At 61.6% G+C, this 24,870-nt stretch carries 27 protein-coding genes; 14 read left to right on the top strand and 13 right to left on the bottom strand.

All coding sequences use genetic code 11. The features are described 5' to 3' along the window. Positions 1-9: 9 nt before the first annotated feature. A complete protein-coding gene (locus tag F550_RS0108500; protein WP_169332261.1) occupies positions 10-1,032 on the top strand; it encodes a DUF4238 domain-containing protein in 1,023 nt (340 codons plus the stop codon). Positions 1,033-1,336: 304 nt separating this feature from the next. Here F550_RS0108500 and F550_RS18515 read toward each other — a convergent pair whose 3' ends face one another. Beyond that, on the bottom strand, positions 1,337-2,077 hold the full coding sequence (locus F550_RS18515) for a DUF6090 family protein (protein WP_156807880.1): 741 nt from the start codon (positions 2,075-2,077) through the stop codon (positions 1,337-1,339). 105 nt (positions 2,078-2,182) lie between these two features. On the opposite strand from F550_RS18515, the gene argB reads away from it, so the two are divergent. Genes argB through F550_RS0108480 form a run of 3 tightly spaced genes read left to right on the top strand, consistent with a single transcriptional unit; the run spans position 2,183 to position 4,873 of the window. Continuing rightward, entirely contained in the window at positions 2,183-3,082 is a 900-nt protein-coding gene (argB, locus tag F550_RS0108490; RefSeq protein WP_018148116.1) for an acetylglutamate kinase, read from the top strand. Further along, positions 3,072-4,151 carry a DUF1036 domain-containing protein gene (locus F550_RS0108485; RefSeq protein WP_018148115.1) on the top strand — a complete coding sequence of 360 codons (1,080 nt, stop codon included), beginning with the start codon at positions 3,072-3,074 and terminating at the stop codon, positions 4,149-4,151. Before argB ends, F550_RS0108485 begins: the two co-directional genes overlap by 11 nt. Continuing rightward, complete coding sequence (locus F550_RS0108480) at positions 4,151-4,873, top strand: pyrimidine 5'-nucleotidase (RefSeq protein ID WP_018148114.1); 723 nt, start codon at positions 4,151-4,153, stop codon at positions 4,871-4,873. Before F550_RS0108485 ends, F550_RS0108480 begins: the two co-directional genes overlap by 1 nt. Here the strand turns inward: F550_RS0108480 and F550_RS18915 are convergent. Then, complete coding sequence (locus tag F550_RS18915) at positions 4,870-5,043, bottom strand: DUF1328 domain-containing protein (protein WP_018148113.1); 174 nt, start codon at positions 5,041-5,043, stop codon at positions 4,870-4,872. The genes F550_RS0108480 and F550_RS18915 overlap by 4 nt on opposite strands. 302 nt (positions 5,044-5,345) lie before the next feature. Between F550_RS18915 and F550_RS0108470 the strand changes: the two genes are divergently transcribed. The 3 genes from F550_RS0108470 (at position 5,346) to F550_RS18910 (ending at position 11,458) form a co-directional block, all read left to right on the top strand. Then, positions 5,346-6,572 (top strand): ATP-grasp domain-containing protein, encoded by a 1,227-nt coding sequence (locus tag F550_RS0108470; protein ID WP_018148112.1) that lies wholly within the window; start codon positions 5,346-5,348, stop codon positions 6,570-6,572. 76 nt (positions 6,573-6,648) lie between these two features. Continuing rightward, the gene (locus tag F550_RS0108465) at positions 6,649-8,634 is read left to right on the top strand and encodes a hypothetical protein (RefSeq protein ID WP_018148111.1); all 1,986 of its coding nucleotides are present in this window, start codon (positions 6,649-6,651) and stop codon (positions 8,632-8,634) included. A gap of 268 nt (positions 8,635-8,902) precedes the next feature. Continuing rightward, positions 8,903-11,458 (top strand): alpha/beta hydrolase fold domain-containing protein, encoded by a 2,556-nt coding sequence (locus F550_RS18910; protein WP_018148110.1) that lies wholly within the window; start codon positions 8,903-8,905, stop codon positions 11,456-11,458. Positions 11,459-11,491: 33 nt separating this feature from the next. Here the strand turns inward: F550_RS18910 and F550_RS0108455 are convergent, their stop codons facing one another. Next, on the bottom strand, positions 11,492-11,944 hold the full coding sequence (locus F550_RS0108455) for a globin (RefSeq protein WP_018148109.1): 453 nt from the start codon (positions 11,942-11,944) through the stop codon (positions 11,492-11,494). A 74-nt stretch (positions 11,945-12,018) separates the two neighbouring features. Between F550_RS0108455 and F550_RS0108450 the strand changes: the two genes are divergently transcribed. After that, positions 12,019-12,792 (top strand): SDR family NAD(P)-dependent oxidoreductase, encoded by a 774-nt coding sequence (locus tag F550_RS0108450; RefSeq protein ID WP_018148108.1) that lies wholly within the window; start codon positions 12,019-12,021, stop codon positions 12,790-12,792. Positions 12,793-12,802: 10 nt separating this feature from the next. Here F550_RS0108450 and F550_RS0108445 read toward each other — a convergent pair whose 3' ends face one another. Continuing rightward, positions 12,803-13,435, bottom strand: coding sequence for a glutathione S-transferase family protein (locus tag F550_RS0108445; RefSeq protein ID WP_018148107.1), 633 nt, complete (start codon positions 13,433-13,435; stop codon positions 12,803-12,805). A gap of 124 nt (positions 13,436-13,559) precedes the next feature. On the opposite strand from F550_RS0108445, the gene F550_RS0108440 reads away from it, so the two are divergent. Together F550_RS0108440 and dapD are read left to right on the top strand one after the other, a co-directional pair. Beyond that, complete coding sequence (locus tag F550_RS0108440; protein ID WP_018148106.1) at positions 13,560-14,642, top strand: NADH:flavin oxidoreductase; 1,083 nt, start codon at positions 13,560-13,562, stop codon at positions 14,640-14,642. Between the two features lie 98 nt (positions 14,643-14,740). Continuing rightward, positions 14,741-15,571, top strand: a complete 831-nt coding sequence (dapD, locus tag F550_RS0108435) for a 2,3,4,5-tetrahydropyridine-2,6-dicarboxylate N-succinyltransferase (protein ID WP_018148105.1) — start codon at positions 14,741-14,743, stop codon at positions 15,569-15,571. 43 nt (positions 15,572-15,614) lie between these two features. Here the strand turns inward: dapD and F550_RS19170 are convergent, their stop codons facing one another. From F550_RS19170 to F550_RS17315, 4 genes are all read right to left on the bottom strand, one after another. Then, positions 15,615-15,758, bottom strand: a complete 144-nt coding sequence (locus tag F550_RS19170; protein ID WP_018148104.1) for a hypothetical protein — start codon at positions 15,756-15,758, stop codon at positions 15,615-15,617. Positions 15,759-15,805: 47 nt separating this feature from the next. Further along, the gene (locus tag F550_RS0108425; protein WP_267878950.1) at positions 15,806-16,795 is read right to left on the bottom strand and encodes a sodium:calcium antiporter; all 990 of its coding nucleotides are present in this window, start codon (positions 16,793-16,795) and stop codon (positions 15,806-15,808) included. Positions 16,796-16,892: 97 nt separating this feature from the next. Continuing rightward, on the bottom strand, positions 16,893-17,735 hold the full coding sequence (locus F550_RS0108420; RefSeq protein ID WP_018148102.1) for a class I SAM-dependent methyltransferase: 843 nt from the start codon (positions 17,733-17,735) through the stop codon (positions 16,893-16,895). After that, complete coding sequence (locus tag F550_RS17315; protein WP_040500924.1) at positions 17,732-18,229, bottom strand: MaoC family dehydratase; 498 nt, start codon at positions 18,227-18,229, stop codon at positions 17,732-17,734. The genes F550_RS0108420 and F550_RS17315 overlap by 4 nt, the downstream gene beginning before the upstream one ends. Positions 18,230-18,338: 109 nt before the next feature. On the opposite strand from F550_RS17315, the gene F550_RS0108410 reads away from it, so the two are divergent. Genes F550_RS0108410 through F550_RS17305 form a run of 4 tightly spaced genes read left to right on the top strand, consistent with a single transcriptional unit; the run spans position 18,339 to position 21,076 of the window. Then, the gene (locus F550_RS0108410) at positions 18,339-18,821 is read left to right on the top strand and encodes a CinA family protein (protein WP_018148100.1); all 483 of its coding nucleotides are present in this window, start codon (positions 18,339-18,341) and stop codon (positions 18,819-18,821) included. A gap of 25 nt (positions 18,822-18,846) precedes the next feature. Next, positions 18,847-19,674 (top strand): alpha/beta hydrolase, encoded by an 828-nt coding sequence (locus F550_RS17310; RefSeq protein WP_018148099.1) that lies wholly within the window; start codon positions 18,847-18,849, stop codon positions 19,672-19,674. Continuing rightward, positions 19,671-20,138 carry a GNAT family N-acetyltransferase gene (locus F550_RS0108400; RefSeq protein WP_018148098.1) on the top strand — a complete coding sequence of 156 codons (468 nt, stop codon included), beginning with the start codon at positions 19,671-19,673 and terminating at the stop codon, positions 20,136-20,138. The genes F550_RS17310 and F550_RS0108400 overlap by 4 nt, the downstream gene beginning before the upstream one ends. Then, on the top strand, positions 20,135-21,076 hold the full coding sequence (locus F550_RS17305) for an NAD(P)-dependent oxidoreductase (protein WP_018148097.1): 942 nt from the start codon (positions 20,135-20,137) through the stop codon (positions 21,074-21,076). The genes F550_RS0108400 and F550_RS17305 overlap by 4 nt, the downstream gene beginning before the upstream one ends. Before the next feature lie 130 nt (positions 21,077-21,206). Here F550_RS17305 and F550_RS0108390 read toward each other — a convergent pair whose 3' ends face one another. The 5 genes from F550_RS0108390 to def form a co-directional block, all read right to left on the bottom strand. Beyond that, the gene (locus F550_RS0108390; protein ID WP_018148096.1) at positions 21,207-21,779 is read right to left on the bottom strand and encodes an AAA family ATPase; all 573 of its coding nucleotides are present in this window, start codon (positions 21,777-21,779) and stop codon (positions 21,207-21,209) included. Next, positions 21,763-22,515 (bottom strand): tRNA pseudouridine(38-40) synthase TruA, encoded by a 753-nt coding sequence (gene truA, locus F550_RS0108385; protein ID WP_018148095.1) that lies wholly within the window; start codon positions 22,513-22,515, stop codon positions 21,763-21,765. Before truA ends, F550_RS0108390 begins: the two co-directional genes overlap by 17 nt. Further along, entirely contained in the window at positions 22,512-23,009 is a 498-nt protein-coding gene (locus F550_RS0108380) for a GNAT family N-acetyltransferase (protein WP_018148094.1), read from the bottom strand. Before F550_RS0108380 ends, truA begins: the two co-directional genes overlap by 4 nt. Beyond that, positions 23,006-23,959 carry a methionyl-tRNA formyltransferase gene (gene fmt, locus F550_RS0108375; protein ID WP_018148093.1) on the bottom strand — a complete coding sequence of 318 codons (954 nt, stop codon included), beginning with the start codon at positions 23,957-23,959 and terminating at the stop codon, positions 23,006-23,008. The genes F550_RS0108380 and fmt overlap by 4 nt, the downstream gene beginning before the upstream one ends. Positions 23,960-24,265: 306 nt before the next feature. Then, on the bottom strand, positions 24,266-24,814 hold the full coding sequence (def, locus tag F550_RS0108370; RefSeq protein WP_018148092.1) for a peptide deformylase: 549 nt from the start codon (positions 24,812-24,814) through the stop codon (positions 24,266-24,268). Positions 24,815-24,870 lie beyond the last annotated feature (56 nt).

Genomic DNA, 24,870 nt, shown 5'->3' with positions numbered 1-24,870 from the left:
GGTGGCTCCATGACTAAGAGATCGCGAATTCATCACTATGTTCCGCAACATTTAATTTCCAACTTTAGCGGAAACGATAAGGGGCAAGTTTGCGTTTTTGACAAACACGAAGACCGAAAATTCTGGACAAACCCTAAGAATATTTGTGCCGAGAATGGGTTCAACGAATTCGCGATGGAACAATGGGTTGTCTCATTCGAAGATGCGGTGACCCATCTTGAGAACCTTTATCATCCTGTGATCCAAGAAATCATACGTAAGGAAAGTTTAGCGGACTTATCTATCGAAGATGACGCCAAAATTAGAATGTTTTTGGCTCTACAATTTCTGCGCACAAAGTTTCTTAGAAACCAATTCGATCACATTGGCGAACTGCTCAAGGATGAATTTGCTAAGCATGGAGTAGATATAGCTGACGTCGAAGGTTTCGATGACCCTTCCGAAGATGAAGTGAAGGCTAACTATCTAACGGGATTGTTCGAAAGGGTGAGAGATTTTGGCGCGATGCTTTCTGATCGCGATCTAGTGCTCATGCGAGCGTCAGACGAAGCCAAATTTTGGTTGGGAGATCATCCGGTTGTTCTTCATAACAATCTAGACCACGGGCCCTATGGTAATATCGGATGGGCAATCCAAGGGATCCAAATTTACGTCCCGATTTCTCCAGAGCTCATGTTGGGATGCTTCTGTCCATCAATCGGACGAGAACAGGTACAGCAAGCGCGCGCACTTAAAATGGCTGTGCTGCAACACACGGCTGCAGGAGTTTCGCTACCCGATGCCCTCAAGATAGTCGATATGAGCGCCGAACGATATCGCGAGATTATCGCCGGATCCGAAGATATAATCAGAGCAGCTAAGGGTGAATTGGTTATCGCCCTAAATTCAGAGAATGTTGAGCACGTGAATGCATTGCAGGTCCGCTATTCTTGTAGGTATCTGATCTCAGCAAGCGAAGACTTTGAGTTGGTCGAGCGTATGATTGCGGACAACGAAGAATACAGAACTGAGGCGAGGCCGAAGGTCAGATAACCCCCAAGCCGTGCTTTGAGTAGAACTGCTCGACAGCCCACTTTCCACCGCCCCAAACACCCGCAAAATGCGGCGTCAGGAGCGGTGCCCCACAGTTCCACCGCGCAATTTACCGCTGAAACCCTGCCTGAGGCGCTGCCCTGTATCCAGAGCTAAGCCGTGGTCGATCTAGTCTCTAACCGGACGCCTATTCATCCAGCCGGTATGAGAATTGCCGTTCGACCGTTGGCGGCGCGGTCTCTTCGGCGTGGTCGTCAGGCCGGTGCAGGCGCGCTGGCTAGATGGGACGTCGGCCGGTGCGATTTCAACGGTCCTTCAATTCCGCCTCCACGGCCGCGAGTAATTCCTCGGCTTCGGCTTCTATGCCGGCAAGGCTGTCATACTGCCAGTTTGCGAGAAAGCCCGCCATCTTTACGAAGCCGAGGAATTCGTCGTCGGTCAGCGCGCGGCTCACAGTCTCTTCCAGCGTTGCGCGATCGCCCATGCCGACGCCGTTCTCGCGCGCCCAGTCGAGCATGCCTTCGGCCTGGGTCAGGATAAGGTCATCGTCGCCGCGCTGGCGGTCGAGGCGGTGGTAATAATCGGTCAGTTCCATCACCAGATCCCGGTTCGACAGAACGCCGATATTGCCCGTCTGGATCAACTCCTCGAACGTGCTGCTCGAAATGATCATGAAGTAATAGGAGGTGAGGTGGGCGTAGGGGTAATCGGCGACGATACCCAGCGGCGGCAAGTCTTCCCCGATCGCGGCGAAGAAGGGCAGCCTGTCATAGCCGGGCGCGGCCTCTTCAAGGATGGCTTCAGCGGCAGACAGGCGTTGTAGCGACACCTGCTGTCCAGCGCGGGCCTGGGTGAGGTCGGCCTTGAGATTGGTGGCAAGCTCGGCGAGATAGCGCTGCTCCTCGCGGCGATCCTGGCGGGCCTCGCTCCAGCTGGTGATCTGGAACGCGATCAGAATGCCAGCGACGACAATCGCAAAGTCGAGGACGACGGCGGCCCAGTTCTGGTCTTTCACGTGTTTTGAAACGCGCCGAAGCCGCATCATGTCCCCCTTCCAGCGCAGTACCCGGATGGGAGCCTGCGACAGGGCGCGCAGTGAGGCAAGCGCGAAACCTTCCCCCTCCGCCCAAAACCCGCTAAACGCGGCGCCATGAGCGATACCCCCCATACCCCCGCGCAATTTACCGCTGAAACGCTGTCTGAGGCGCTGCCTTATATTCAGCGCTATGACCGCCAGACCGTGGTCATCAAATATGGCGGGCATGCCATGGTGGATGAGGCGCTGTCTGAAGCGTTTGCGCGCGATGTCGTGCTGCTGAAGCATCTCGGCGTGAACCCGGTCATCGTGCATGGCGGGGGGCCGCAGATTGCGAGCCTTCTGGACCGGCTTTCCATCAAGTCGGAGTTTCGCGACGGCCTGCGGGTCACCGATGATGCGACGATGGAAGTGGTCGAGATGGTCCTGTCGGGGCCGATCAACAAATCCATCGTGCGGGCGATCAACAAGGCGGGCGGCAAGGCGGTGGGCCTCTCTGGTTCTGACGCTGACATGATGCGGGTGCGCCGGGCAACGCGGACGACGCGCGATCCTGACAGCCATGTCGAGCAGGTGATCGATCTTGGCTATGTCGGTGAGCCTGAGGCGGTCGATGTGGCGGTGCTGAAGCTGCTGACCAATTATGATCATGACTTCATCCCGGTGATCGCGCCTGTCGGCGTCGATGCCGATGGCAAGCGCTATAATGTGAACGCCGATACGGCGGCGGGGGCGATTGCGAGCGCGCTGGGGGCGATGCGTCTCTTGCTGCTGACCGATGTGGCCGGCGTGCTGGACGGCAAGAAGGAGCTCATCCGGGAGCTTCAGGCCGATGATGTGCCGGCGCTGGTGCGCGATGGGGTCGCGTCTGGCGGTATGATCCCGAAGCTTGAAACGGCGGCCGCCGCCGTCAAGAATGGCGTTGGCGGGGCGGTCATTCTGGATGGACGTGCGAAACATGCGCTTCTCATGGAGCTATTCACCGAACACGGGGCCGGGACGATTGTCCTTTAGGCGGTTTGTTCGCGCGCTTTGCGGGGGCGCGGCGGCGCGTTTCGCGGCGGCGGTGTTTGCGCTGGCGGCACTCGCGGCCCCATTGGGGGCAGGGGCGCAGCGGCCTGCCCCAGAGCTGCCGGATAGCCCTGGCGGCTGGCAGCTCTGTAATCTCACAAGCTATGTGATCGAGGCGGCGGCCGGCCATTATGAAGGCCAGGGCGTGACGGTCGAGGGGTGGACGCGGCTGCGGCCGGGCGCCTGCGAGGTTGCGCTGCCCGCGCCGCTGGAGCCGGGGGTGCATTACCTGTTTGCGCGGTCCTCATCGGCCCATCGCGGCGGGCGCAAGGTGTGGGGCGGGGACACGTCCTATTGCGTCGACACGACGGGGAGCTTTTCGGTCGAGAGCCCGGCGGACTGTTCGTCCATGGGGCTGGCGGCGCGCCGGTTCCGGCCTGTTCTGGTCGAGGATGCGGCCGCCTGGACGACGACGTTTACGGAGCTTGAAGACTATGACCTCGGCACGGCGGCGGCAGCTGGGGTTCAGCGTCTGCTGAATGAGGCGAATGTCTATGAGGGCAATATTGACGGGTTTATCGGGCGCCGGACGCGCGCGGCGATCCGGCAGTTCCTGTCCGAGAATGACCTCGATCGTGCGACGAGCGATGCCGAGCTGGTCGATGTGCTGGAGCAGATCGCGCGGGAAAAGGGCCGCGAGGTGGGGCTGACCCTGTGTAACCGCACGCATGAGCGGATCTGGGCAGCGATTGCGCGGCGCAAGGGCGAGGGCTGGGAGAGCCGCGGCTGGTGGCAGCTGGAGTCTGGCGGCTGTGCGCGCGCCGTCGATGAGGCGCTGCTGGCGACGCCGCATTTCGTCTTTGCGGAGATGGAGGATGAGGGTAACGCGCGGGAGCTGAAAGGGGCGAGCGATCTCTTCTGTGTGTCGCGTGGTCGGTTTGCGATTGCCGGACGTAGTGAGTGTGAGGCGTCGGCCTATCGCACCGTGTCCTTCAAGGCGACGAAGCCTGCCGAAGACGGGCGGTTGACCTATGAATTCTTTGAACGCGACTTTGAGGAGGCCGGTGGTTGATGGCGCATGATGGCGGACTGGCGGCGCTCAGTGGGCGCGACATCTGGGTCTTCGACCTCGACAATACGCTCTACCCGGCCGAGTGCGATCTCTTCGCGCAGATCGATGTGCGGATGACGGAATTTGTGGCGGGCTACCTCTCCATGGAGCGAGAGGAGGCGCGGCGGCTGCAGAAGGCGTACTATGCAGAGCATGGCACGACATTGAAGGGCCTGATGGCGATGCATGGCATGGCACCGGATGAGTTCCTCGATCATGTGCACGATATCGACCTCTCGCCGATCCCGTCCATGCCGGAGCTTTGCGCGGCGGTGGCGGCCTTGCCGGGGCGCAAGCTGGTCTACACCAATGGCTCGCGGGAGCATGCGCGGCGGGTGACCGATTACATGAAGCTCGGCGGCAGTTTCGACGGATTGTTCGGGATCGAGGACAGCGACTTCGTGCCGAAACCGACGCAGGCGGCCTATGACGCGTTCTGCCGTCATCATGGTGTCGACCCGGCGCGCGCAGTCTTCTTTGAGGACATGGCGCGTAACCTCAAACCCGCGCATGCGATGGGGTTTGCGACGGTGCTGGTCCACTCAGCCAAGGACTGGAGCCATGAGCCGGATGGGGCGCGTCCAGCTGGTCCGGATGACGCAGACGCGGCTCATATCGACTATGTCACCGGCAACCTGACCGGCTTTCTCGAAGGTGTGATCGAGACGCTCTCGCCTCGCTAGGTCACCTTCTTGAAGACGGTGAGGCCGAGGATGAGCAGCACTGCAAAGATCACCAGCGCGGCGATAAAGAGGAACATGGCGATGTCGACGGCGACGCCGGCAATGCCGGTGAGGCCAAGCAGGCCTGCGATCAGCGCGATGATGAGAAAGACGAAGGCGAGTTTGATCATGGTCAGGGGTCCACTGTCTGTGATTGCTGAAGGGTAAGCGGCAGGGCGGGCCAATGGTTCCGAAAAGTCCCCCTTACGAGCCGGTTTCAGCGCGGGCTGGCGATTGACTTGGTGCCTTGCCCGCCTAGCTCGAAGTCTACATGCATTTGAAGAATTCAGAACTGCCCGGCCGCGAGACACGTGCCGGACCGGTTTGCCTGTATCTGGCTGCGCCAAAGCGCGCCGGACCGGAACAAGCAGCCTGACCCTGAGTTCAGTTTCAAGTTAACCGTTCAATGCCGACACGACCCCATGGAGGTCCAATGACTGATTATAATCCCGACAAAGGCTATATTGCGCTCCTCGGCTGGAGCCTCAACGCGATCGACGCGATGGAGAAGTTTGATCGCCGCTACATCGTGGTGGCCCCAAGCTGGGCGAGAGACTATGCCGAGAAGAACGATATTCCCTTCATGTCGTGGAATTTCGAGCGGTTGAACGAGAACTCCTTCGAGATCGCGCAGATGCTCAAGGATGAGGGCGTCGATGTCGCCGTCCCGCTTTATGAGGAGACGGTTGAATGGGCAGGCGCTGTCAACGCTGTCCTGCTCGACAATCCGCGGCTGCTTGGCCAGTCCATGCTGTTTCGCGACAAGTCGCTGATGAAGCGCCGGGCCCAGCTTGGCGGTATCCGCGTCGGGATTTTCGAAGAGGCTCATGACCGCGGTGATGTCGAGCGCTTCCTCAAACGTGTGAACCAGACCCTGCTGAAGCAGGAAGGCGATGCCAACGACCCGATCCACATCAAGGCGTTCGACCTCGCTGGCTGTATGGGCCACCGGGTTGTCAGGAATGTCGAGGATGTCGATCTTATCCCCGACACCGATTTTCCTGTGCTTATGGAAAGCCATCTTGATGGCTGGGAATATGCGGCCGAGGCCTGGATCCATGACGGCAAGATCCGCTTCCTGAACATTTCTGAATATGTCCGGCTTGGCTACTCGGTCTTCGTGCCAGCGAGCCCCGAGCTCGAAGCCATGCGCGACAAGGTGACGGCCGAGATCGAGAAGCTGATCAAGACGTTCGACATCAAGTTCGGCTTTATCCACCCGGAATACTTTATCGGGCCGGATGATGTCATGTACTTTGGCGAGGTCGCGTATCGTCCGCCGGGCTTCAAGGTTTTCGAGCTGCTTGAGCGGGTCTATGGCTTCAATGCCTATCAGGGCATGGTCATGATGTTCGATCCGAAGACCACCGAGGAAGAGATCGAGGCGTTCTTCCCGACTCCGGTCGAGGATGCCGATGGCTATGCTGGCTGTTTCGGCGTCTATCCGCGCAACCAGGTCGTCTCACGGCTCGAAATCCCGAAAGAGACAGAAGATCACCCCTATTTCGACTGGCATGAGCTCAGCGAACCGATGGAAACCAAGGTCGCCAAACGCTCTGCCTTCGGCAATCATTGGGGCCTTGTCTACTTCCACGGCGAGGATGGCGAAACGATGCGTGACCTTCTAGCCGCGCAGGAAGACGTCGACTTCTACGTCTAGGCGTTCGCGCCGGTAGTCATGCAATTCAGTCTTTACTAGGCTCGCCTTGCAAACAGGCGAATCAAAGGGGTGCGCCGTGAACGGAGCCGATCCGAACAAGTCAGATGGTGGCGTCGATGCTGCACATCTCAAGCGGCTGGATGCTGCCATCACCAGGCTTGCCAAGATGAGCGCGAAGATGAAGCTGCGCCAGCAAAGCCCGGCCATTGAGCAATGCGTGAAAGTCCTGAAGCAGCCGGGCGGGATCGATGCGTGTTTCGAGCGTATCGAGGCGCTCGACGACGCTGGCATTTTTACCGGAACCGACTGGGATAATCCGGCGCAGCTAAAGCCCGTTCTGGTGCGTCATACGCTGGAATCCGGTCACCCGACCTCGCTGGTTCTGGAGACGCTGAGCGAGCTTCGCTTTCTCGCTATCGCCAGTGGCCGGATGGTGCACCCGGCCGTGTCCGCAGACGAAGCCAAAAACTTTCTTGCGCGGGTGCTCGGCCTCAATCTGGACCGTCTTTTTGGCGCGGGGACTGAAGCCGCACGCATGGCCGACCCTGCCTGGACAGCGGCCTTGCAAAGCCTCTTCAAGCAGATTGCCGAGACCATTGGATATGGACAGGTCTTCGATTCGGTCATCGCTGAAATCTGGCGCATCCTGGCGCAGCGCCCGATCGAGACCGGGCGCATCCGGTCCATGATCCTGCAGCTGTCGCTCTGGATGAAAGAGGGCGGCGGCGAACAGGCGCAATCGGGCTGGGGCGCAGACAGGCTGATCAGTTCGCTGTTCGCACCAACAAATGAAACCCGCGAAGACCCCGGCCTCGAGACCTATGCGAGCAGGCTTTCGATGCTCGATGACCAGTCGCTTGGACATGAAGCAGCCGGTATGGCGCGGGCAATGCACGATACGGGGCTTGTTTCGGCCTATCATGCGGTCCTGCTGCGCCATATCTGGCAAAACCGCCCCGATCTGATCCCGGATGTGCTTGGCCTGACGGCCGCAGGCCGTCTCGGTTACCGGATGTATGCCGACCTGACGCATGCACTGATCGAAAAGGCGATCTGCCCCGGAACGGCGCAGGCGATCTATGGCCTTTCCCTTTTGCTCGAGCGGGGCATCCTGCACCTGCCGCCTACGGTGCCGGCGCTTTGGCGCCAGATCGGTCTTGAGCTCGCGCCGGCTGTCAGCCAGCGCCTTGTTGCGACCTATGGCGGGGATGTTCCGGCTGAGACGCGCCTTCTGGCAGGCGTGATCAGCGTGCTTGGCCAACCGCTTGGCGTCGGGCAGGGCAATAATCCGACCTGCCAGGCCGCGCGCGCCATTGCGATGTGGTCCTATACCGATCCGGATTATCTGTTGCAGCTGGTGACCTGGGCAGCGCGCGACAATGAAGTGCGCATGCCGTTTGAAGGCAAGTCGATCTCGTCTGGAGGCCTCGCTGCCGGTCTTGCGCAGGGCGAGCTTCTGGATGTCGACCCGGTTTCGGCGATCCTCGCGCCGCATCTGGATCGCATCTATATCGAAATGGGCCGGATGTGCGCCAAGCGCGCAGGCGACCCGCATGAGTGGATCAATCCGGAGATGCATGGCTGGTGGGTCGCGCGCACCTTCAACATCATTGTGGATGTGCCGACCGGAAAACTGACCGATGCGAACGGGTTCATTCGCCGGTTTTATGCCGCCTTCCATCCCGACCATAATGGCAACCAGCCCGTGATCCATCCAAGCCCGGCCGGCATTGCGGTGACCGACAGCGCCGCGCGATTTGTCGGCTGGCATGCCATTGCGATTATCCGGGTGGCGCGTGACCCGTCCGGTGTCGTTCGCGTCTATTTCTTCAATCCGAACAATGACAGCGGACAGGACTGGGGCAACGGCATTCTGGTCTCGACGACGGGCAATGGCGAGTTTTATGGGGAGTCGTCTGTCCCGATCGGTGATTTTGCCTCGCGCCTCTATATTTTCCACACAGACGCCGATCAGCAGCTGGAAAAAGCGCCGGTCAGCCAGGTTGAAATAGAAGCGGTCCGCCAGAAGATCGTGGAAAGCTGGGGCCGCGACCGGGTCTAGGTCCTGTACTCATAAATTTTGCCGCGGCGGGCGGGACGCCTCAACCGGCTGAGCGGCGCCCCGCCGTGTCAAGCCGCTTGAACGGGCCTCGGCCCGCCCTGCGCGGCTTTCCTTGCATGTCTTGCTCATCCGATTGCCTCCGCAACAAAATTTATGAGTACAGGACCTGGACGCTGAACTCTCCTTGCCGGTTTCCCTTGCGTTCGCGATTGCCATAGCGCGTTCCAAGAGCGAGCATGGCCGCAAAAGACCAAGGGAGAAACAGGCCATGAAACTGGATATCGCGACCACCGCTCTTCTCGCGCAGCTGGCGTCTGCCGAAGGCCCGCCAATGTATGAGATGAGCCCGCAGGATGCGCGTCTTATCGGCGAGGGCATGGCGAGCGCCTATCCTGACGGGCCAGAGATGGCCGAGACCCGCGACATCCAGATCCCCGCCAGCGACGGCGCGAAGATCCGCGCGCGCATCCATCGCCCGGTCGACAAGCCGAAGGGCGTGATGGTCTTCTATCATGGCGGCGGCTGGGTCCTGTCGAATATCGACCAGTATGACTGTGTCGGTCGCCAGCTGGCCGAGCGCACGGCGTGCACCGTGCTGCTGGTCGACTATCGCAAGGCGCCGGAGCATCGCTATCCCACGGCCGCGAATGATGCCTGGGATGCGCTGAACTGGACGGTGGCAAACCTGAAGACGCTGGGAGGCGCTGACCTGCCAATCATGGTGGGCGGCGACAGTGCGGGCGGCAATCTGGCCGCGATCGTCTGCCAGAAAGCCAAGGCCGCTGGCGCGCCGAAGATTGCGCTGCAGATGCTGGTCTATCCGGTGACCGATTGCGACATGACGCGGCCGTCTTACGCGAACATGGACAACCAGCTGCTGCTCAATACGCCGATGATGAAGTGGTTCTGGGACCATTACGCTCCGAACGAGGCCGACCGGAAGAACGTCGACGCCTCGCCGCTGCACGCAGATGACCTCTCCGGCCTGCCGCCAGCTGTCGTGGTGACGGCCGAGTACGACATCCTGCGCGAGGAGAGCGAGGCCTATGCCGATGCCCTGCGCAAGGCGGGCGTGCCTGTCACCTTCAAACAGTTCGACCGGCAGATGCACAATTTCTTCGCCATGCCGGGGCTCCTTCCTGCGCAGGCAAAGGCCATCGACTATGTCGGCGACCAGATCGACCAGCATCTGGGCCGCTATTCGCAGGCAGACGTGGTTGTCGTTGGCGCTGGCTTTGCCGGCATGTACCAGCTCAAGCGCCTGCGCGAGATGGGCCTCAAGACACGTGTCATCGAGGCGGGCGATGGAGTCGGCGGGACCTGGTACTGGAACCGCTATCCGGGCGCGCGCTGCGACATTGAGAGCCTAGGATATTCCTATGGCTTCGACCCTGAACTTGAGCAGGACTGGAGCTGGAGCGAGCGCTATGCGACGCAGCCGGAAATCCTGTCCTATGCCGAGCATGTCGCCAAACGCTATGACCTTCGCAAGGACATCACTTTCGAGACGCGCGTGACGCGCGCCGTCTATGACGAGGATACATCGCGCTGGACGATCTATACCGATACGGGCGAGGCGATTTCAGCGACCTATTTCATCATGGCGACGGGCTGTCTTTCAGTGCCGAAGGAGCCCGATATCGAGGGCGCCGAAAGCTTTGAGGGCCCGACCTATATCACCGGGCGCTGGCCGCATGAGGGTGTCGACTTTACCGGCAAGAGAGTTGCCGTCATCGGCACGGGCTCTTCAGCCATTCAGGCCATTCCGCACATTGCAGAACAGGCCAGCCAGCTGACCGTCTATCAACGCACGCCGGCCTATTCGCTCCCGGCGGGCAACCGGCCACTGACAAACTCGGAAGTGTCCGAGATGAAAGAGCGTTACCGCGACTTCCGCGAGGAGCAGAAGTATAATTTCGCAGGGATCCCCAAGCCGGAACGGGAGCTGGAGCCGGCGGCCATGGTGCCGGCTGAAGAGCGCCAGCGGCGTCTCGAAGAAGGCTGGACGCAAGGCCTGACGGGCCTGACGACCAAGTTTGCCGACGCTCTGGCGGACGAGGAGTCCAATGCGATCATCTCCGACTTCATCCGCGAACGTATCAAGGCGCGGGTGAAGGACGCTGAACTGGCTGAAACGCTGACGCCGTATTCCTATCCATTCGGCACGAAGCGGCCCTGTCTCGACACCAATTTTTATGAGACGTTCAACCGCGATAATGTGACCCTTGTGGACCTTCGCAAGACGCCGATGGAGAAGGTCACGCCGAAAGGCATCAAGACCAGTGCAGGCGAGGAAGACTTCGATGTGATCGTCTTTGCGACCGGTTTCGATGCGATGACCGGCGCGTTGCTCAAGGTAGATATTCGCGGCAAGGGTGGCGCAGCCCTCAGAGATAAGTGGGCGAACGGGCCGCATACCTATCTTGGCATCGCGATTGCCGGTTTCCCGAACCTCTTCACCATTACCGGGCCGTCCAGCCCGTCAGTCCTTTCCAATATGATGGTCTCCATCGAGCAGCATGTGGACTGGGTGAGCGACTGTATCGGCTGGATGCGTGAGCGCGGTCTGGAGACGATCGAGCCGACGGAGGCCGCCGAAGAAGAGTGGGCCGAGCACAATGAGGCGATGGCCAACCAGACGCTCTTCCCGCAGGCAAACAGCTGGTACATTGGCGCAAATGTGCCGGGCAAGCCGCGCACCTTCATGGCGTATGTGGCAGGCGTCGATGTCTATCGCATCATCTGCGACCAGGTCGCCGCGAGCGGCTATTCCGGCTTTGAAACAGCGAAGGCGAAACAGCGGCTGGAAGCCGTGTCTGCTTAGGGCGGCGCAGGCTGCTCCAAGGCGTTGCCAGCCTCAACTGTCGGCCGTCTCGCGGGTGAGCCTCGCGAGTTCATCGAGAAGGGACGTCCATGCGGCGTCCCTTTTTTCGGTCCAGTCATCGCCCAGCGTATCGCGGCAGACATCGCGTATTACCGAGAATATCAGGTCGAGATCTTCGGCGGTGAGGCCATAGCCGTCATGCTGTAGGCGAGCGGCTTCGAGGTGGAAGCGGGGTGACGGGCTTCCTGCGGCCTGTCCGAGGATGCAGTCGAAACAGGTTTCGAGCATGGCGGCGCGCACACCGCCGTCGCTGTCCAGATCGAACATGGCTTCGAAAGCAGGGCGCAGCGCGAAAAGTCGCGCATAGATCAGCGGCTGCGGGTCACCGACTGTATCTGCGAGGCGCTGGAGCGTGTCTTCGATGAGGGCGGCTCTCTCTTCCATCTGGCGATGATAGTAAGGGCAGTCGGCGCTGGCGAGCCTCATCACGGGCGCGTGCGATGATGACGCGGACCACCGGCGTGCCTATGCTGCACGTAGGATACGGAGGAGGCGTTTAGATGGCAGAGCGTAAACCGGTGGTGCTGGTTCTTGGGGCGGGGGCTTGGATCGGCGGACATGTCGCCCAGCGTTTTGCGGCGGGCGGGTATCATGCCGTGCTCTGCCGGCGTTCTGACGAGGCGGGACTGGACCGGCTGGTTTCTGGTATTCGGGAGACCGGCGGAGAGGCGACCGGCATGCTGCTCAATGCGGTCGAAGAGGGCGCGATTGAGGATCTTGTCTTTCGGGTCGAGCGCGACATCGGGCCGATTGAGCTCGCGCTGTTCAATCTGGGGGCTCAGATCGGCAACCGGGCGCTCGGCGATACGCCGCTCAGGACGTTTGAGCTTGGCTGGCGGATGGCGACGTTCGGTCTATTCAGGCTGGCGCAGACGTTGCTGCCGCAGATGGAGGCGCGCGGGTCAGGCACGCTGCTGGTGACGTCTGCGACGGCGGCGGTACGCGGAAATGCTGGCCAGCATTCACACGCGGCGGCGATGGGCGGCCGGCGCATGCTGTGTCAGACGCTGAACGCCGAGTTCGCGCCGAAGGGCATTCATGTCGCGCACATCCTGATCGATGGACCGGTGGAGGCTCCCGATACGCTGGGCAGGTTGCTCGGGCCGGAGCGATTTGCTGAGCTCAAAGCCGCCAAGAGCGAGGGCAAGGATGAACTGATCCTGCCGGGCGAGCTGGCAGAGACCTATTGGCATATTGCGCACCAGCATCGCTCTGCCTGGAGCCATGAGATCGATATCAGGCCATTCAAGGACAAGCCCTGGTGGAACAGTTAGGCAGCCGCCTTCAGCATTGCAGGATGGCTTTCGCGGCCGGGCGGGCGCGGTAGCGCGTGTCCCAGGCGCGAAGGCGCGGGCGCTCGCCGAGGATATCAACGCCGATAAAGCGGACAAATTGCAGGTGTGAGGCGAGGGTCAGGTCTGCGGTCGAGACGCTGTCGCCTGCAATAAGCTCACGCCCATCGCCGAGTGTCTCTTCAACAAAGTCGAGTGGCGCCTGAATCTGCGCTTCAATGGCGGCGGCCTGTTGAGGGTCGGGCGGCAGGCCAAGCGGCGACTTCTTGTAGTGAACATAGATCGCGAGCGGATTGGCGATCTTGAGTTCAATGATGCGTTCGAGGTCGCGGGCCCTGGCGCGCGCTTCGGCGTCTGATATCGCGAGCGCGCCATCTGGATATTTGCTCTCCAGATAATCGATGATGGCGAGCGACTCGCGAAGATATGAGCCGTCATCGAGCTCGAGGACGGGGAGTGTGCCGAACGGGTTGCGGGCGAGGTGTTCAGGCTCACGCTGGCGGCCCTTCAGCGTGTTGACGATCTTCTGTTCGACGGGGAGGGCAGTGCCTGCCTCCGCGCGCTCTGCCAGATAGAGCATGACCTTGGTGGGATTGGGCGCGACGGGGACGGTGTAGAGTTTCATGCGCTGAGCATTCGCCTGAAGTCGCTGTTTTGGCAAGCTGACGCGAAGTTAGTGCTGGACGTGAAGGGGGCTTGCAGGGTGTATGTCCGGCAAGAAAAGGAGGCCTGATTTGGCTGTAGAAGACATGTTCGCGCCGCTGACGTTTACCCGTGGACCCGCCTGGAAGAACCGGCTGACGCTGGCGCCGCTGACCAATCAGCAGAGCCATGCCGATGGTGTTCTGTCCGACGAAGAGTTTCACTGGCTGACCATGCGGGCCGATGGCGGCTTTGCCATGGTGATGACGGCGGCCGCGCACGTTCAGGCCGCTGGGCAGGGCTTTCCGGGGCAGCTTGGCTGCTGGGATGACAAGCATATTGAGGGGCTGACGCGGCTCGCCGATGCCATCCGCGCGAAGGGGGCTGTGTCCTCGCTGCAGCTTCACCATGCCGGTATCCGCGCAGACAAGACGGCGGTGGCAGAGCCGGTCGGCCCGTCAGATCATGCCGAAACGGGGTCGCGGGCCCTTTCGCGCGAAGAGGTCGACCAGGTGCGCGATGACTTTATTGCGGCGGCAAAGCGTGCAGAAACGGCCGGCTTTGACGGTGTCGAGATCCATGGCGCGCATGGCTATATCCTTGCGCAATTCATGTCAGTCGACACCAATCAGCGTACGGATGATCATGGTGGCAGCGTCGAAAACCGCACGCGCCTGACGCGAGAGATCGTCGACGGCATCAGGGCGGCCTGTGGAGACAATTTCCAGGTGGGTATTCGCCTGTCGCCTGAGCGGTTCGGCCTTAGCCTGCCGGAGAATGTCGACTTCGTCCGTGACCTGATGGCGGGCGGAAAGCTGGATTATGTCGACATCTCCTTCTGGGACTACAAGAAGCTGCCCGATGATGAGACGCTGCGCGGCAAGAGCCTGCTCGAGCATTTCGTGGACCTGCCGCGTCATGGCACGCGGCTTGGCGGCGCGGGCAAGATCCGCGATGGGGCGGACATACGCGACGTGCTTGAGGCTGGCCTCGACTATGCGATGATCGGGCGGGCTGCGATCCTGCATCATGACCTGCCAAAGCGCGTGAAAGCCGATGCGGATTACAAGTCACCACAGACGCCTGTGTCCGTTGCCCATATGGAAGCAGAAGGCATCAGCCCGATTTTCGTGTCCTATCTGCGCGACACCTTCCGCATGGTGGAGCCGCTGGAGTCTGCGGAGAGCTAGAAGCCTGATCGTACTGACAGCGCGACACTGGAAGGTCTTGCCCATCCGGCTCAATCGCGCTTGAAGACGCGGGCTATAAGAACAGGACGGAGACCGCCATGACTGCAGCCCTCGAAACCGCGATTGAACAGGCCTGGGAAGACCGCGCCAGTGTCTCGACAGACACGAAAGGCGAGGTCCGCGATGCTGTCGAAGAGGCGCTTGCCATGCTCGACAGCGGCAAGGCGCGCGTTGCCGAGAAGGGCGCACGTGGCGACTGGATCGTGCATCAATGGCTGAAGAAGGCCGTGCTCCTGTCATTCCGCCTCAATGCCAACGGCCCGATCAAGGGCGGGCCTGATGGCTCGACCTGGTGGGACAAGGTGCCGAGCAAGTTCGACGGCTGGACGAGCGATGATTTTGCGTCCTCGGGCCTGCGCGCCGTACCGAACGCTGTGGCGCGGCGTGGCTCTTATATTGCGTCGGGCGTCGTGCTGATGCCGTCTTTCGTGAACATCGGCGCGTACGTTGATGAAGGCACGATGGTCGACACCTGGGCGACGGTCGGCTCGTGTGCGCAGATTGGCAAGAATGTGCACCTGTCCGGCGGCGCTGGTATTGGCGGCGTGCTTGAGCCGCTGCAGGCGAACCCGACCATTATCGAGGACAATTGCTTCATTGGCGCGCGCGCTGAAGTTGCCGAAGGCGTGATCGTGCGCGAAGGCTCGGTTCTCGCGATGGGCACGTTCCTTAGCCAGTCGACCAAGATCGTGCACCGCACGACCGGCGAAGTCGTCATGGGCGAAGTGCCACCTTATTCGGTGATCGTGCCTGGCAGCATGCCTGCTGCCGATGGCAAGGGTCCGGGCCTCTACTGCGCGGTCATCATCAAGACGGTCGACGAGCGCACGCGCAGCAAGGTCGGCATCAACGAACTGTTGCGGCCGTAGGGCCGGGCGGGCGATCTTTTCAGCCTCATATAGCCCGGCCAGGCTATTTCGCCTGAGGGCCGCGGTGGCGGTATTCTTCCATCAGCAGGAGCGCCGGGGCGTAGGCCGGGTCGGCCATCAGTGCGGCTTTGGATCGGTAGAGACATTCCGGACGGCTTTTCGCGATATCGCAGGGGTCGCGCCCCATGGTTATCGCAAGCGCTTCAATACGGGGCGCGCACCCGAGCTGTCACCTTAGCCGATCGAGACCTGTATCGCGATGAGGCCGATATAGGCGGCGAGGATGCCGAGACCTTCAAAACCGATACCGCGGCGTTCGCGCAGGATAAGCCCCATGAGGAGGATCGTCGTGATGACGCTTGCGCCGACCAGCATCAACGCATCGGCTTGCGTCATCGCATGATAGATGGACCCGTCGCGGTAAGCGATGTCCGATAGCGACAGGAAGAGCACGTCGAACGTATTGCCGCCAATGATGCCGCCAACGGCAAGCTGGAGCGCACCGCGCCGGACGGCCGCCAGCGTCGTGACAAGCTCTGGCAGGGAGGTGGCGACGGCCGTCAGAAGCCCGCCGACGACGGTCTGCGAAATACCGAGATTGTTTGAGATGACCGCGCCGGATTCGGCGATAGCATAGCCGCAGGCAGCAAGCACCAGGCTGAGGCCGACAAAGATGGCGATCATCACTGGCAGGCTGTGGATCTGGGCCTCTTCCTCGTCGGGGTCGTCCTCACGCGTATCGTCTGTCTGGCGGGGGTTCCACATGGGCCGGTCGCGCAGCTGGATCGCGGCGCGCGTCCCAAAGAAATAGACCGCAAAGAGCAATACAGAGACAGGGTGGACGCCGAAGATCGCGATCTCGGGCGCAAAATTCGCGGCGAGCGGCAGCATCATCAGGAGGACCAGCATCGCCGCCATCAGCATATTGTTGGCGTCGGCGGCGGCGTGTTCGAGATTGACGCGCTTGTAGATGAGGTCGGCGAAAACAAGAAAGGCTGTCTGCGCCGCGATGCCGCCAACGGCGTTCGAAACGGCAAGGGAGGCCATTCCTGCAGAGGCGGCCGTCAGCGATGTGACAATACCCGAGAGTGAGGTGCTGGCGCCGAGAAGTACGCCGCCAAAGACAGCTTCGCCAAGGCCTGTGCGGTCAGCGAGCCTGTCTGCGGTGGAGATGATGCGGATGCCTGCGAGCGCGATGACGAAGGTCGCCGTCAGGAAGACGATAATGGCAATCTGTGTAGAGATATGTGTGCCCCTTCAGCCCAAGCGGGTTACCCGTCCTGAATGCGCTCGGGACTTCAGTGTTCCGGTGGGGATCAGATCAGCTGCGATGCGCGCGGATCGACCAGCAGCCTGCGGTGTAGCGGACCTCATCGCCGACGATATAGGCCTGGTAGGCCTCGCGCACCGCAGAGCGGACAGCCTCCTCATCGGCATCGGGGTTCATCTCGAGCAGTCTTGGTAGCGGCCCGAGCCTGGTGAGGAAGAGATCCAGATCGCGGGCCGGGAAACTGCATGGCACGTCTTCTGCGGTGATCTCTATGTCGGTCCAGCCTGACCTTTCGAGGATGGAGCGGACATAGGCCTCATCTTCAAACCCGAACTGGCCGGGCGCGTTTTGCTCGCGTTTGGGCATCTCGTTCAGTAAGGGGGCGGCAGCGCGTGTGCCCGTCGTCATGAAGGCGTTGTCGGCAGGACGGCGCCAGGCATAGACATGCAAAACGCCGCTGGGTGCGCAGGCGGATTTCAGGTTTGTGAAAGCGCGTACCGGATCGGCGAAGAACATGACGCCGAAGCGCGAGATCATGCAGCCGAACCGGCCGGGTTCGAACGCGTGGGATTCTGCGTCGGCCTTGATGAAGTCGGCCTTGATGTCTGCGTCGGCCGCACGGGTCCTGGCTAGCGCGAGCATGGGGCCGGAAATGTCGATACCGGTCAGATGAGCCGACGGCGCAGCCTTTGCCGCAGCAAGAGAGACCGCGCCCGTGCCACAGCCAATGTCGAGTATATTATTGGCGCGGCTTTCTCGTGCGGTCTCGGCGAGGCGGTCCTCGATGTTTGAGAACATCGCATCCATGATGGCCTGCGCCTCGACCCAGCCTTCTCCGCCAGCGCCGTCCCAGTGGGCCTGTTGCTGGGCGCGGATGTCCTCGGGCTTGCTCATGAGGCTGGCTCTTCTTCTATCGGCGCGTCTTCTATCGGAGCTTCGGGGTCGCGCACCTGAATGAGGCCGTTGCCGATGAAGCGCATCACCAACTCGTCATTCTGGTTGTAGACGCGGTTTTCAGAGCGGCTGAGGCCCATTTCAGGGCGGCTCTTCATGCGGCGCTTGGAGATAAGCTCCATCTCGATGCGGATTTCATCGCCCGGATAGACCGGCTTGATCCATTTCAACTCATCGATGCCGGGAGAGCCGAGGCCGGCCTGGGGTTCGCCGTCCTGCATCGTCTCGACCATCAGGCGCATCGTCATGGCAGCAGTGTGCCAGCCAGAGGCCGAGAGGCGGCCAAAGAAAGTCTGCTTGGCGGCTTCGTCGTCGAGGTGGAACGGCTGAGGATCGTATTTCGAGGCAAAGTCGATCACCTCCTCGCGCGTCACCTGATAGCTGCGCGGTGAGTGGGTGATTGTTCCGGGTTCAAGATCTTCGAAATAGCGCATCGCCTGGCCCTTATCTGTTTGCCGCAGATAGATGGTTGAAGCTGCGGCGCGGTGCAAGCTCGCGCGGGGGAAGCTTGCAATGCACATCGGGAAGCGGCTTGATGGGCAAATGAATGATTTGCTCCCCCTTGCCGAAGAGATCGGCACTATCCTGAAAGCGCGCCGTCAGACCATCGGCGTTTCTGAGTCTTCCAGCGGCGGCCTTGTCTCTGCGGCCTTGCTCGCACAGTCCGGGGCCTCGGCCTATTATCGCGGCGGCGGGGTTATCTATGCGCCAGCCGCGTTTCGCGGATTGCTGGGGCTATCGAAGGACGACCTTGGCGACATGCGCTCATCGAGTGAGCCCTATGCGCGCTTTCTGGCGGGCACGATACGCGAGAAATTGCGGGCCGATTGGGGACTTTGTGAGACAGGCGCAGCGGGGCCGTCCGGCAATGGCTATGGCGACGCTGCGGGACATACCTGCGTGGCGCTGGTCGGCGAGGGCATCGAGATTTCCCGCACGCTCGAAACCGGGCTCAGCGACCGGGTGACAAATATGGAGCTCTTTGCGCGCGAGGCGCTGGAGCTGCTGCTGGAAAACATTCGCTAGGCGGACGAGCAAAAGGACAGGGCTGATGGCGGTGGATGCAGAGGTCTGGCGGTTCGGGGCGCGGGTGGCGGGCTATGCGTGGCGGGTCGAGGGCGCGCGTGCGAACCTTCTGCTGATGCACGGCTATGGCGAGTATGCGACGCGCTATGTGGCCCAGTACAACCAGCTGATCCCGGCGCTGAATGCCGCCGGTGTCAGTGTCTTCGCCTTCGATGCGCAGGGGCATGGCGCCTCGCCCGGCCCGCGCGGGGCAACCGATATGAAGCAGGCTGTGCACCACCACCAGATGGCGCGTGAGGCATTATCGCTGGAGAGCCTGCCCATCGTGCTGTTCGGTCATTCGCTCGGCGGGTTGATCACGGCTGCGAGCGTTGCCGAAGATGGCAAGGGTGTTGCTGGCGTTGTGCTGAGCGCGCCCGCTTTGAAGATCGAGCTGAGCCCTTTCCTGAAGGCGATTGCGGGCTTCATTGCGATGATCGCGCCGACCGCGCGCCTCACCCCGCCGCTGGAGGCTGATGCGATCTCTCGTGATGCGGCGGTGGTCGATGCTTACAGGAATAATCCCGATGTCATCACCAAGCCGCCAGCTGCGCGTCTTGGCGCAACCGCGGTGAAAGTGCTGGAGCGGGCGTGGCCGAAATTCGAAAACTGGCAGGTGCCGGTGCTGCTGGTGCATGGCGATGCGGACCAGCTGACGCCGATTGAAGGCTCTCAGAAATTCTTCGAGACGGTGCCGGTCGCGGACAAGACGCTGGATGTGTTCGAGGGCGGTTATCATGAGCTGCTCAATGATACCGAGCGCGACAGGGCGCTTGCAGTCATTCTGAGCTGGATTGAGCGGCACCTTCCGTGAAACTCCGTACTTACCGGGCGTGCGATGCCGCGCGTCTGGAAGAGATATTCCGCGCCGCAATCCTTCAGCTGGGAAGCCGGGACTATACAGCTGAACAGGTGGCAGTCTGGTCCGGGACACGCGTCACCGCTGCTCGCCTGCACGAGAAGTATAGCGATGGGCGGGCGACATTCATCGCGGTAGACGAAACGGACACTGCTATCGCATTCAGCGATCTGGAAGCCGATGGCCATGTCGACATGCTCTATTGCCATCCGGGTCATGCGGGCCGCGGCGTCGCCAGCGCGTTGCTCGCCGCGATCGAGACCGAGGCGCGCAAGGCGGGCATGGCGCGCCTTCACACTGAAGCCAGCGAAACGGCCCGGCCGGTTTTTGCGCGGGCGGGCTATGCCACAGTGTTGCGCCGACCGCTCGAAATTGATGGGGTGGCGCTCCATAACTGGAAGATGGAGAAGCTGCTTTGAGCACGCCTGTGGCCGAGACTGACATCGCTGTGCGCATTCATTCTAGCCAGGGCGACGGGCTGGAGCAGGCCGTGCGCGAGGCGTTTCCCAGCGTCGAAGTGTTTCGCGGGCCCATGGAGAGCGATCGGCCCCAGAAGGTGCTCGTAACCTTCTATCCGCCTGAGGATGAGGACCTTTCCAAATATGGCTGGGTGCATTGTGTCGGGGCGGGCGTGGACGCGATCTGTAAGGCGTTTGCGGGCATTGAACCTGCCCCGCTTGTCACCCGCACGACCGGCCGGATGGGCCAACAGATTGGCGAGTATTGCGCCGCATATGCGCTATCCTGGCTGCAGAAGATGGCGCTACGCCGGACGCTGGAAGAGGCGCGCGATTGGGACCGGGAGCGCGCGGCCCCTGCCTATCTGTTCGAGACGCAGGTCGCGGTGATCGGCACTGGATCCATTGGGCAGGGCGTTGCGGGGGCTTTCAAGGGGCTGCAGGCGCCAGTGCTGGGCCTGTCACGGACTGGCAGGCCTGCGAAAGGCTTCGATAAAGTGATGCGTCTGGCGGATTTGTCGGCTGGCGCCGCGGCGAAGATCGTTGTCGGGGCGCTGCCCTTCACGCCGCACACTGATAGCGCCATTGGCGCGGATGTTTTCGACAAGCTGGACGGTGCGCTCTTCATCAATGTCGGGCGCGGAGCGACGCTGGATGAAGAGGCGCTGAAGGCAGCGCTTGATAGCGGCAGGGTGGATCATGCCGTGCTGGACGTTTTCCGCGATGAGCCGCTGGACCCCGGGCACTGGTTCTGGAGCGATAACCGGGTCACTGTGACGCCGCACGTGTCCGGGCTGACGCTGCCTGGAGACGGGCAGGCACGCCTTCTCGAACTGCTGGAGAGGCGGCTCGCGGGTGTGACGGTTGAGGCGGATGTAGACGTCGCGCGCGGTTATTGAAGCCCGCGCTCGCCCGCTAAATTTTCGTCATCCCGGCCGACCGCAGGGAGAGCCGGGCCCCATCTATCCGAAGCGTTCTGGGTCCCGGTGTTTGGCTGCGCCAAAACCGGGATGACGACTTCCTGACATGTCACCGATTTATGTGCGGTAGCCCCAGAGACCTCAAAACAAACTCTGCACGGGCCTCAACGCTCGTTTGCGGCAGGTCGAGAAGGCGATACCCGCGCGCTGGATAGGCGATGCGTAGCCAGTCGTACTCGCGCACCGCTTCCTCGAAAGGTAGCGGGCGTTCCTCATCCTGAACATAGAGCTCAGCCCAGGGCGGTGCGAAGAAAACGGTACGGTCATAGAGACACGCCTCGCCAAGCGATTTGAGGTCAGCTGGTGTGTCGATGGACAGCCGTTCGAAATGGGCGAGTGCATCGACGGCCGAGCGGTCGAAAAAGACGGGGCCGCTTCTGTCCTGTACGGCGCGCAGGCTTTCGGCGGCGATCTCGATCGCCCGGCGCACGAAGGCCTCCGGATTGACCCAGGGCAAGGCATCCGAACCGGTCTCCAGTGCTTCACGGACGATCTGGCGGCCGGGTTCTTCGACCGTCATAAAGCCGCGCGCGCCAAGCTCTTTCAGCAGTGTGGACTTGCCGCCCGATGAGCAGCCGGAAATCACGATCCGGCGCCGGTCCATGTCAGCCGTCCCCATCATACATGACGCGTTCCAGGTATAGCCCGTCGGCGGGGGCAACCGGACCGCACGTGGTGCGGTCGCGGGCTTCCAGTATCTCTTTCATCCAGCCGGGCTTCTGCATGCCGCGGCCAACCTCAAGCAGGCTGCCGGTGATGGAGCGGACCTGCCTGTGCAGATAGCTGCGTGCGGTTGTGGTGATCTCGATCCGGTCGGCGAGGCGGAAAACCTCCAGCGTGTCGAGCGTCTTTACAGGGCTTTTTGCCTGGCAGGCCGTATCACGGAAGGTGGTGAAATCATGCTGGCCGAGAAGGTGGTTTGCCGCCTCCTGCATGGCGGCGACGTCGAGCTTGAAGGGCGTGCGCCAGATGAGGCCACGATCAAAAGTAAGGTGCGCGCGGCGTGTCTGGATGATGTAGCGATAGGCGCGGCCGGTTGCGCTGAAGCGGGCGTGGAAGCTCTCATCGACCTCCTCGACTTTCAACACGGCGACCGGATCGGGTCGAAGGTGATGGTTGAGGGCGTCGGCCAGTTTGCGGACAGGGCGCGGTGTCTGAAGTTCGAGATGCGCGACCTGTCCGGTGGCGTGAACGCCTGTATCCGTGCGCCCGGCGCCCTGGACCACGACAGGCTGCCCGTCGAGAGCTTCGGCGGCGCGTTCCAGCGCGGCCTGAACGGTGGGCTGCCCATCCTGGCGCTGCCAGCCATTATAGGGGCGGCCATCATATTCGATGAGGAGGCGGAGACGCTGGCTCATACCGTTTCCATGAAGGCGCGCGGATAGGTGAGGGTGCCAGAACGCGGCGCGGTTTCGAAAAGCTCAATCGCCATGAACGCCTCGCCGGACCAGGGGGCTTTATAGCGGGCGGCGACGGCTGGATGAAAGCCGAAGCGCGGATAATAGTCTGGATGGCCAAGCACGAAGACGATCTGGCGGCCGAGCTGCTCGACGCGTGGCATGCCCGCCTTGATGAGGGCGTAACCGACGCCTTTTCTCTGGTGGCCGGGTGCCGCGCACATCAGGCCGAGGCCGGCGGCGACATCCTTGCCATTCACCAGGATGCGGAAGAATTCGATATGGCCGATCAGTCGGCCGTCTTCATCCTCAGCGACAAGTGAGACGAGGCTGTCGTCATCGTGGGCAAGCTGGCGGGTGATGACGCCCTCATCCGGCGTGCCGAAGGCGGCGTCATTGAGAGCAGAAATGGCGTCCATGTCGGCTGGCGCGGCGTCGCGGATCTTCAGGCTCATTCGAAGGATGCCCCCGCCTTGATGGCGTTGCCGCGCAGGAAGTCCTCTGCGTCCATCGCGCGGGAGCCGGGCTTTTGCAGGCGTTTGAGGCGCACAGCCTTGCCGCCGCCGCAAGCCGCCAGCAATTCGTCATCGAGCAGCGTGCCGGGTGGCTCATCATGGGCGTGTTCGACATATTCGCTCATCAGCGCCTTGATGCGAAGCGGTTTACTGGCGTCTTCGGGGGTCCAGTGAAACCAGGCGCCGGGAAAGGGCGAGAGGCCGCGGATCTGCTGGTCAATCTCTGGCGCGTTGTGGGACCAGTCGATGCGCTGGTCAGCGGCGGTGAGCTTTGCAGCATAGGTGACGCCGTCTTCGCTTTGCGGCTCTGGCGTCAGCATCCCCCCGGCGAGGCCTTCAAGCGCGCGGGGCGCAAGCTGTGCACCAAGTGCCGATAGCCTGTCATGGAGAGAGCCTGCGGTCTCATCCAGCGCGATTTCCGTTGTTTCGGTGGCGAGGACCGGGCCGGTGTCCAGACCAGCTTCCATCATCATCGCCTGAACGCCGGTTATCTTGTCGCCTGCCATGATCGCCCGCTGGATCGGGGCCGCCCCACGCCAGCGCGGCAGGAGCGAGGCGTGAAGGTTCATGCAGCCGAGGCGCGGTGCATCGAGGATCGCCTGCGGCAGGATGAGGCCATAGGCAACGACGACCGCTGCATCGAGATCCAGTGCAGCGAATGCGGCCTTCTCGTCCTCGCTTTTGAGGGATTTTGGCGTGCGGACCTCAATGCCGTTCTCCTCGGCATAGCGGTGGACGGGTGTGGGTGTCAGCTTCTTGCCGCGTCCAGCCGGGCGGGGCGGTTGGGAATAGACGCAGACGATGTCATGGCCCGCCTCGATCAGGGCGGCGAGCACGGGCACGGAGAAATCTGGGCTTCCCATGAAGGCGAGGCGCAAGGGTTTCGTCATGCTGCGGGGTCTATCGCGAGGCTCTGAAAGTGCAAGATGTTTGGCCGTGGCGCCGCAGATACCTGCGCAGGCAGTTATCGATAGAGCGTGCTTTCAGCGGGCTCGCGGCAGTTTAGATGTCGCTTCATGGACCCCTGCCTTCGCAGGGGTCTGCGGTTTGGAAGTAGCTTCAGGTCTGAGCCTAGCGCATCGCGCCTGCCATCCCATTCCCGGAAAGCCCATTGCCTGCGCAGATAATGACGATCAACGCTGCCAGTATCAGCACGATAGTCCAGCGGACCCAGGCTTTGGCAAACAGGTGGCCGATCAGGCCGCGCTTTTCGATTTGGATTTCGAAATCTTATCAGAGAGACGCTTGGCCTTTTTCACCTTGTCGACAGCGCGCTGACGCTTGAGGCGCGATAGGTGATCAATGAAGAGCGTGCCTTCAAGGTGGTCCATCTCGTGCTGGATGCAGACGGCGAACATGCCTTCTGCGATCTCGTCGACTTCCTTGCCGTTGTAGTCGAGATATCTGACCCGGCACTGGGTCGGGCGTTCGACCTCGTCGAAGACGTCCGGAACAGAGAGACAGCCCTCTTCATAGGGGGCAAGATCTTCGGTCAGCGGCAGGATTTCGGGGTTCACGAAATAGCGCGGCTGGGGCTCTTCATCCGGGCTTGCAAGATCCATCACGATGACGCGCTTGGGCACGCCGATCTGGATCGCCGCAAGGCCGATACCGGGGGCGTCGTACATCGTCTCCAGCATGTCATCCATGAGCGCGCGGAGCTCATCGGTCACGCCGCCTTCGACGGGCTTTGAGACTTCCTTCAGACGCGGGTCCGGGACGGTGAGAATTTCGCGAATAGCCATACGCCGGAAAATAGGAGGAGGGCGGCGGAAAATCAACGCCCACGGCACGGCTTGGG

The sequence above is a fragment of the Henriciella marina DSM 19595 genome, assembly GCF_000376805.1.
Lineage (GTDB): Bacteria > Pseudomonadota > Alphaproteobacteria > Caulobacterales > Hyphomonadaceae > Henriciella > Henriciella marina.
Note: the sequence above shows the minus strand (reverse complement) of the source record. Positions and strands in the feature narration are given on the sequence as shown.

Bases quoted from the DNA above. Each gene is read 5' to 3' on its own strand.
- F550_RS0108500 (WP_169332261.1), top strand. From the start codon at position 10: ATGACTAAGAGATCGCGAATTCATCACTATGTTCCGCAACATTTAATT.
- F550_RS18515 (WP_156807880.1), bottom strand. From the start codon at position 2,077: ATGATGCGGCTTCGGCGCGTTTCAAAACACGTGAAAGACCAGAACTGG.
- argB (WP_018148116.1), top strand. From the start codon at position 2,183: ATGAGCGATACCCCCCATACCCCCGCGCAATTTACCGCTGAAACGCTG.
- F550_RS0108480 (WP_018148114.1), top strand. From the start codon at position 4,151: ATGGCGCATGATGGCGGACTGGCGGCGCTCAGTGGGCGCGACATCTGG.
- F550_RS18915 (WP_018148113.1), bottom strand. From the start codon at position 5,043: ATGATCAAACTCGCCTTCGTCTTTCTCATCATCGCGCTGATCGCAGGC.
- F550_RS0108470 (WP_018148112.1), top strand. From the start codon at position 5,346: ATGACTGATTATAATCCCGACAAAGGCTATATTGCGCTCCTCGGCTGG.
- F550_RS18910 (WP_018148110.1), top strand. From the start codon at position 8,903: ATGAAACTGGATATCGCGACCACCGCTCTTCTCGCGCAGCTGGCGTCT.
- F550_RS0108455 (WP_018148109.1), bottom strand. From the start codon at position 11,944: ATGAGGCTCGCCAGCGCCGACTGCCCTTACTATCATCGCCAGATGGAA.
- F550_RS0108450 (WP_018148108.1), top strand. From the start codon at position 12,019: ATGGCAGAGCGTAAACCGGTGGTGCTGGTTCTTGGGGCGGGGGCTTGG.
- F550_RS0108445 (WP_018148107.1), bottom strand. From the start codon at position 13,435: ATGAAACTCTACACCGTCCCCGTCGCGCCCAATCCCACCAAGGTCATG.
- F550_RS0108440 (WP_018148106.1), top strand. From the start codon at position 13,560: ATGTTCGCGCCGCTGACGTTTACCCGTGGACCCGCCTGGAAGAACCGG.
- dapD (WP_018148105.1), top strand. From the start codon at position 14,741: ATGACTGCAGCCCTCGAAACCGCGATTGAACAGGCCTGGGAAGACCGC.
- F550_RS19170 (WP_018148104.1), bottom strand. From the start codon at position 15,758: ATGGGGCGCGACCCCTGCGATATCGCGAAAAGCCGTCCGGAATGTCTC.
- F550_RS0108420 (WP_018148102.1), bottom strand. From the start codon at position 17,735: ATGAGCAAGCCCGAGGACATCCGCGCCCAGCAACAGGCCCACTGGGAC.
- F550_RS17315 (WP_040500924.1), bottom strand. From the start codon at position 18,229: ATGCGCTATTTCGAAGATCTTGAACCCGGAACAATCACCCACTCACCG.
- F550_RS0108410 (WP_018148100.1), top strand. From the start codon at position 18,339: ATGAATGATTTGCTCCCCCTTGCCGAAGAGATCGGCACTATCCTGAAA.
- F550_RS17310 (WP_018148099.1), top strand. From the start codon at position 18,847: ATGGCGGTGGATGCAGAGGTCTGGCGGTTCGGGGCGCGGGTGGCGGGC.
- F550_RS0108390 (WP_018148096.1), bottom strand. From the start codon at position 21,779: ATGATGGGGACGGCTGACATGGACCGGCGCCGGATCGTGATTTCCGGC.
- truA (WP_018148095.1), bottom strand. From the start codon at position 22,515: ATGAGCCAGCGTCTCCGCCTCCTCATCGAATATGATGGCCGCCCCTAT.
- F550_RS0108380 (WP_018148094.1), bottom strand. From the start codon at position 23,009: ATGAGCCTGAAGATCCGCGACGCCGCGCCAGCCGACATGGACGCCATT.
- fmt (WP_018148093.1), bottom strand. From the start codon at position 23,959: ATGACGAAACCCTTGCGCCTCGCCTTCATGGGAAGCCCAGATTTCTCC.
- def (WP_018148092.1), bottom strand. From the start codon at position 24,814: ATGGCTATTCGCGAAATTCTCACCGTCCCGGACCCGCGTCTGAAGGAA.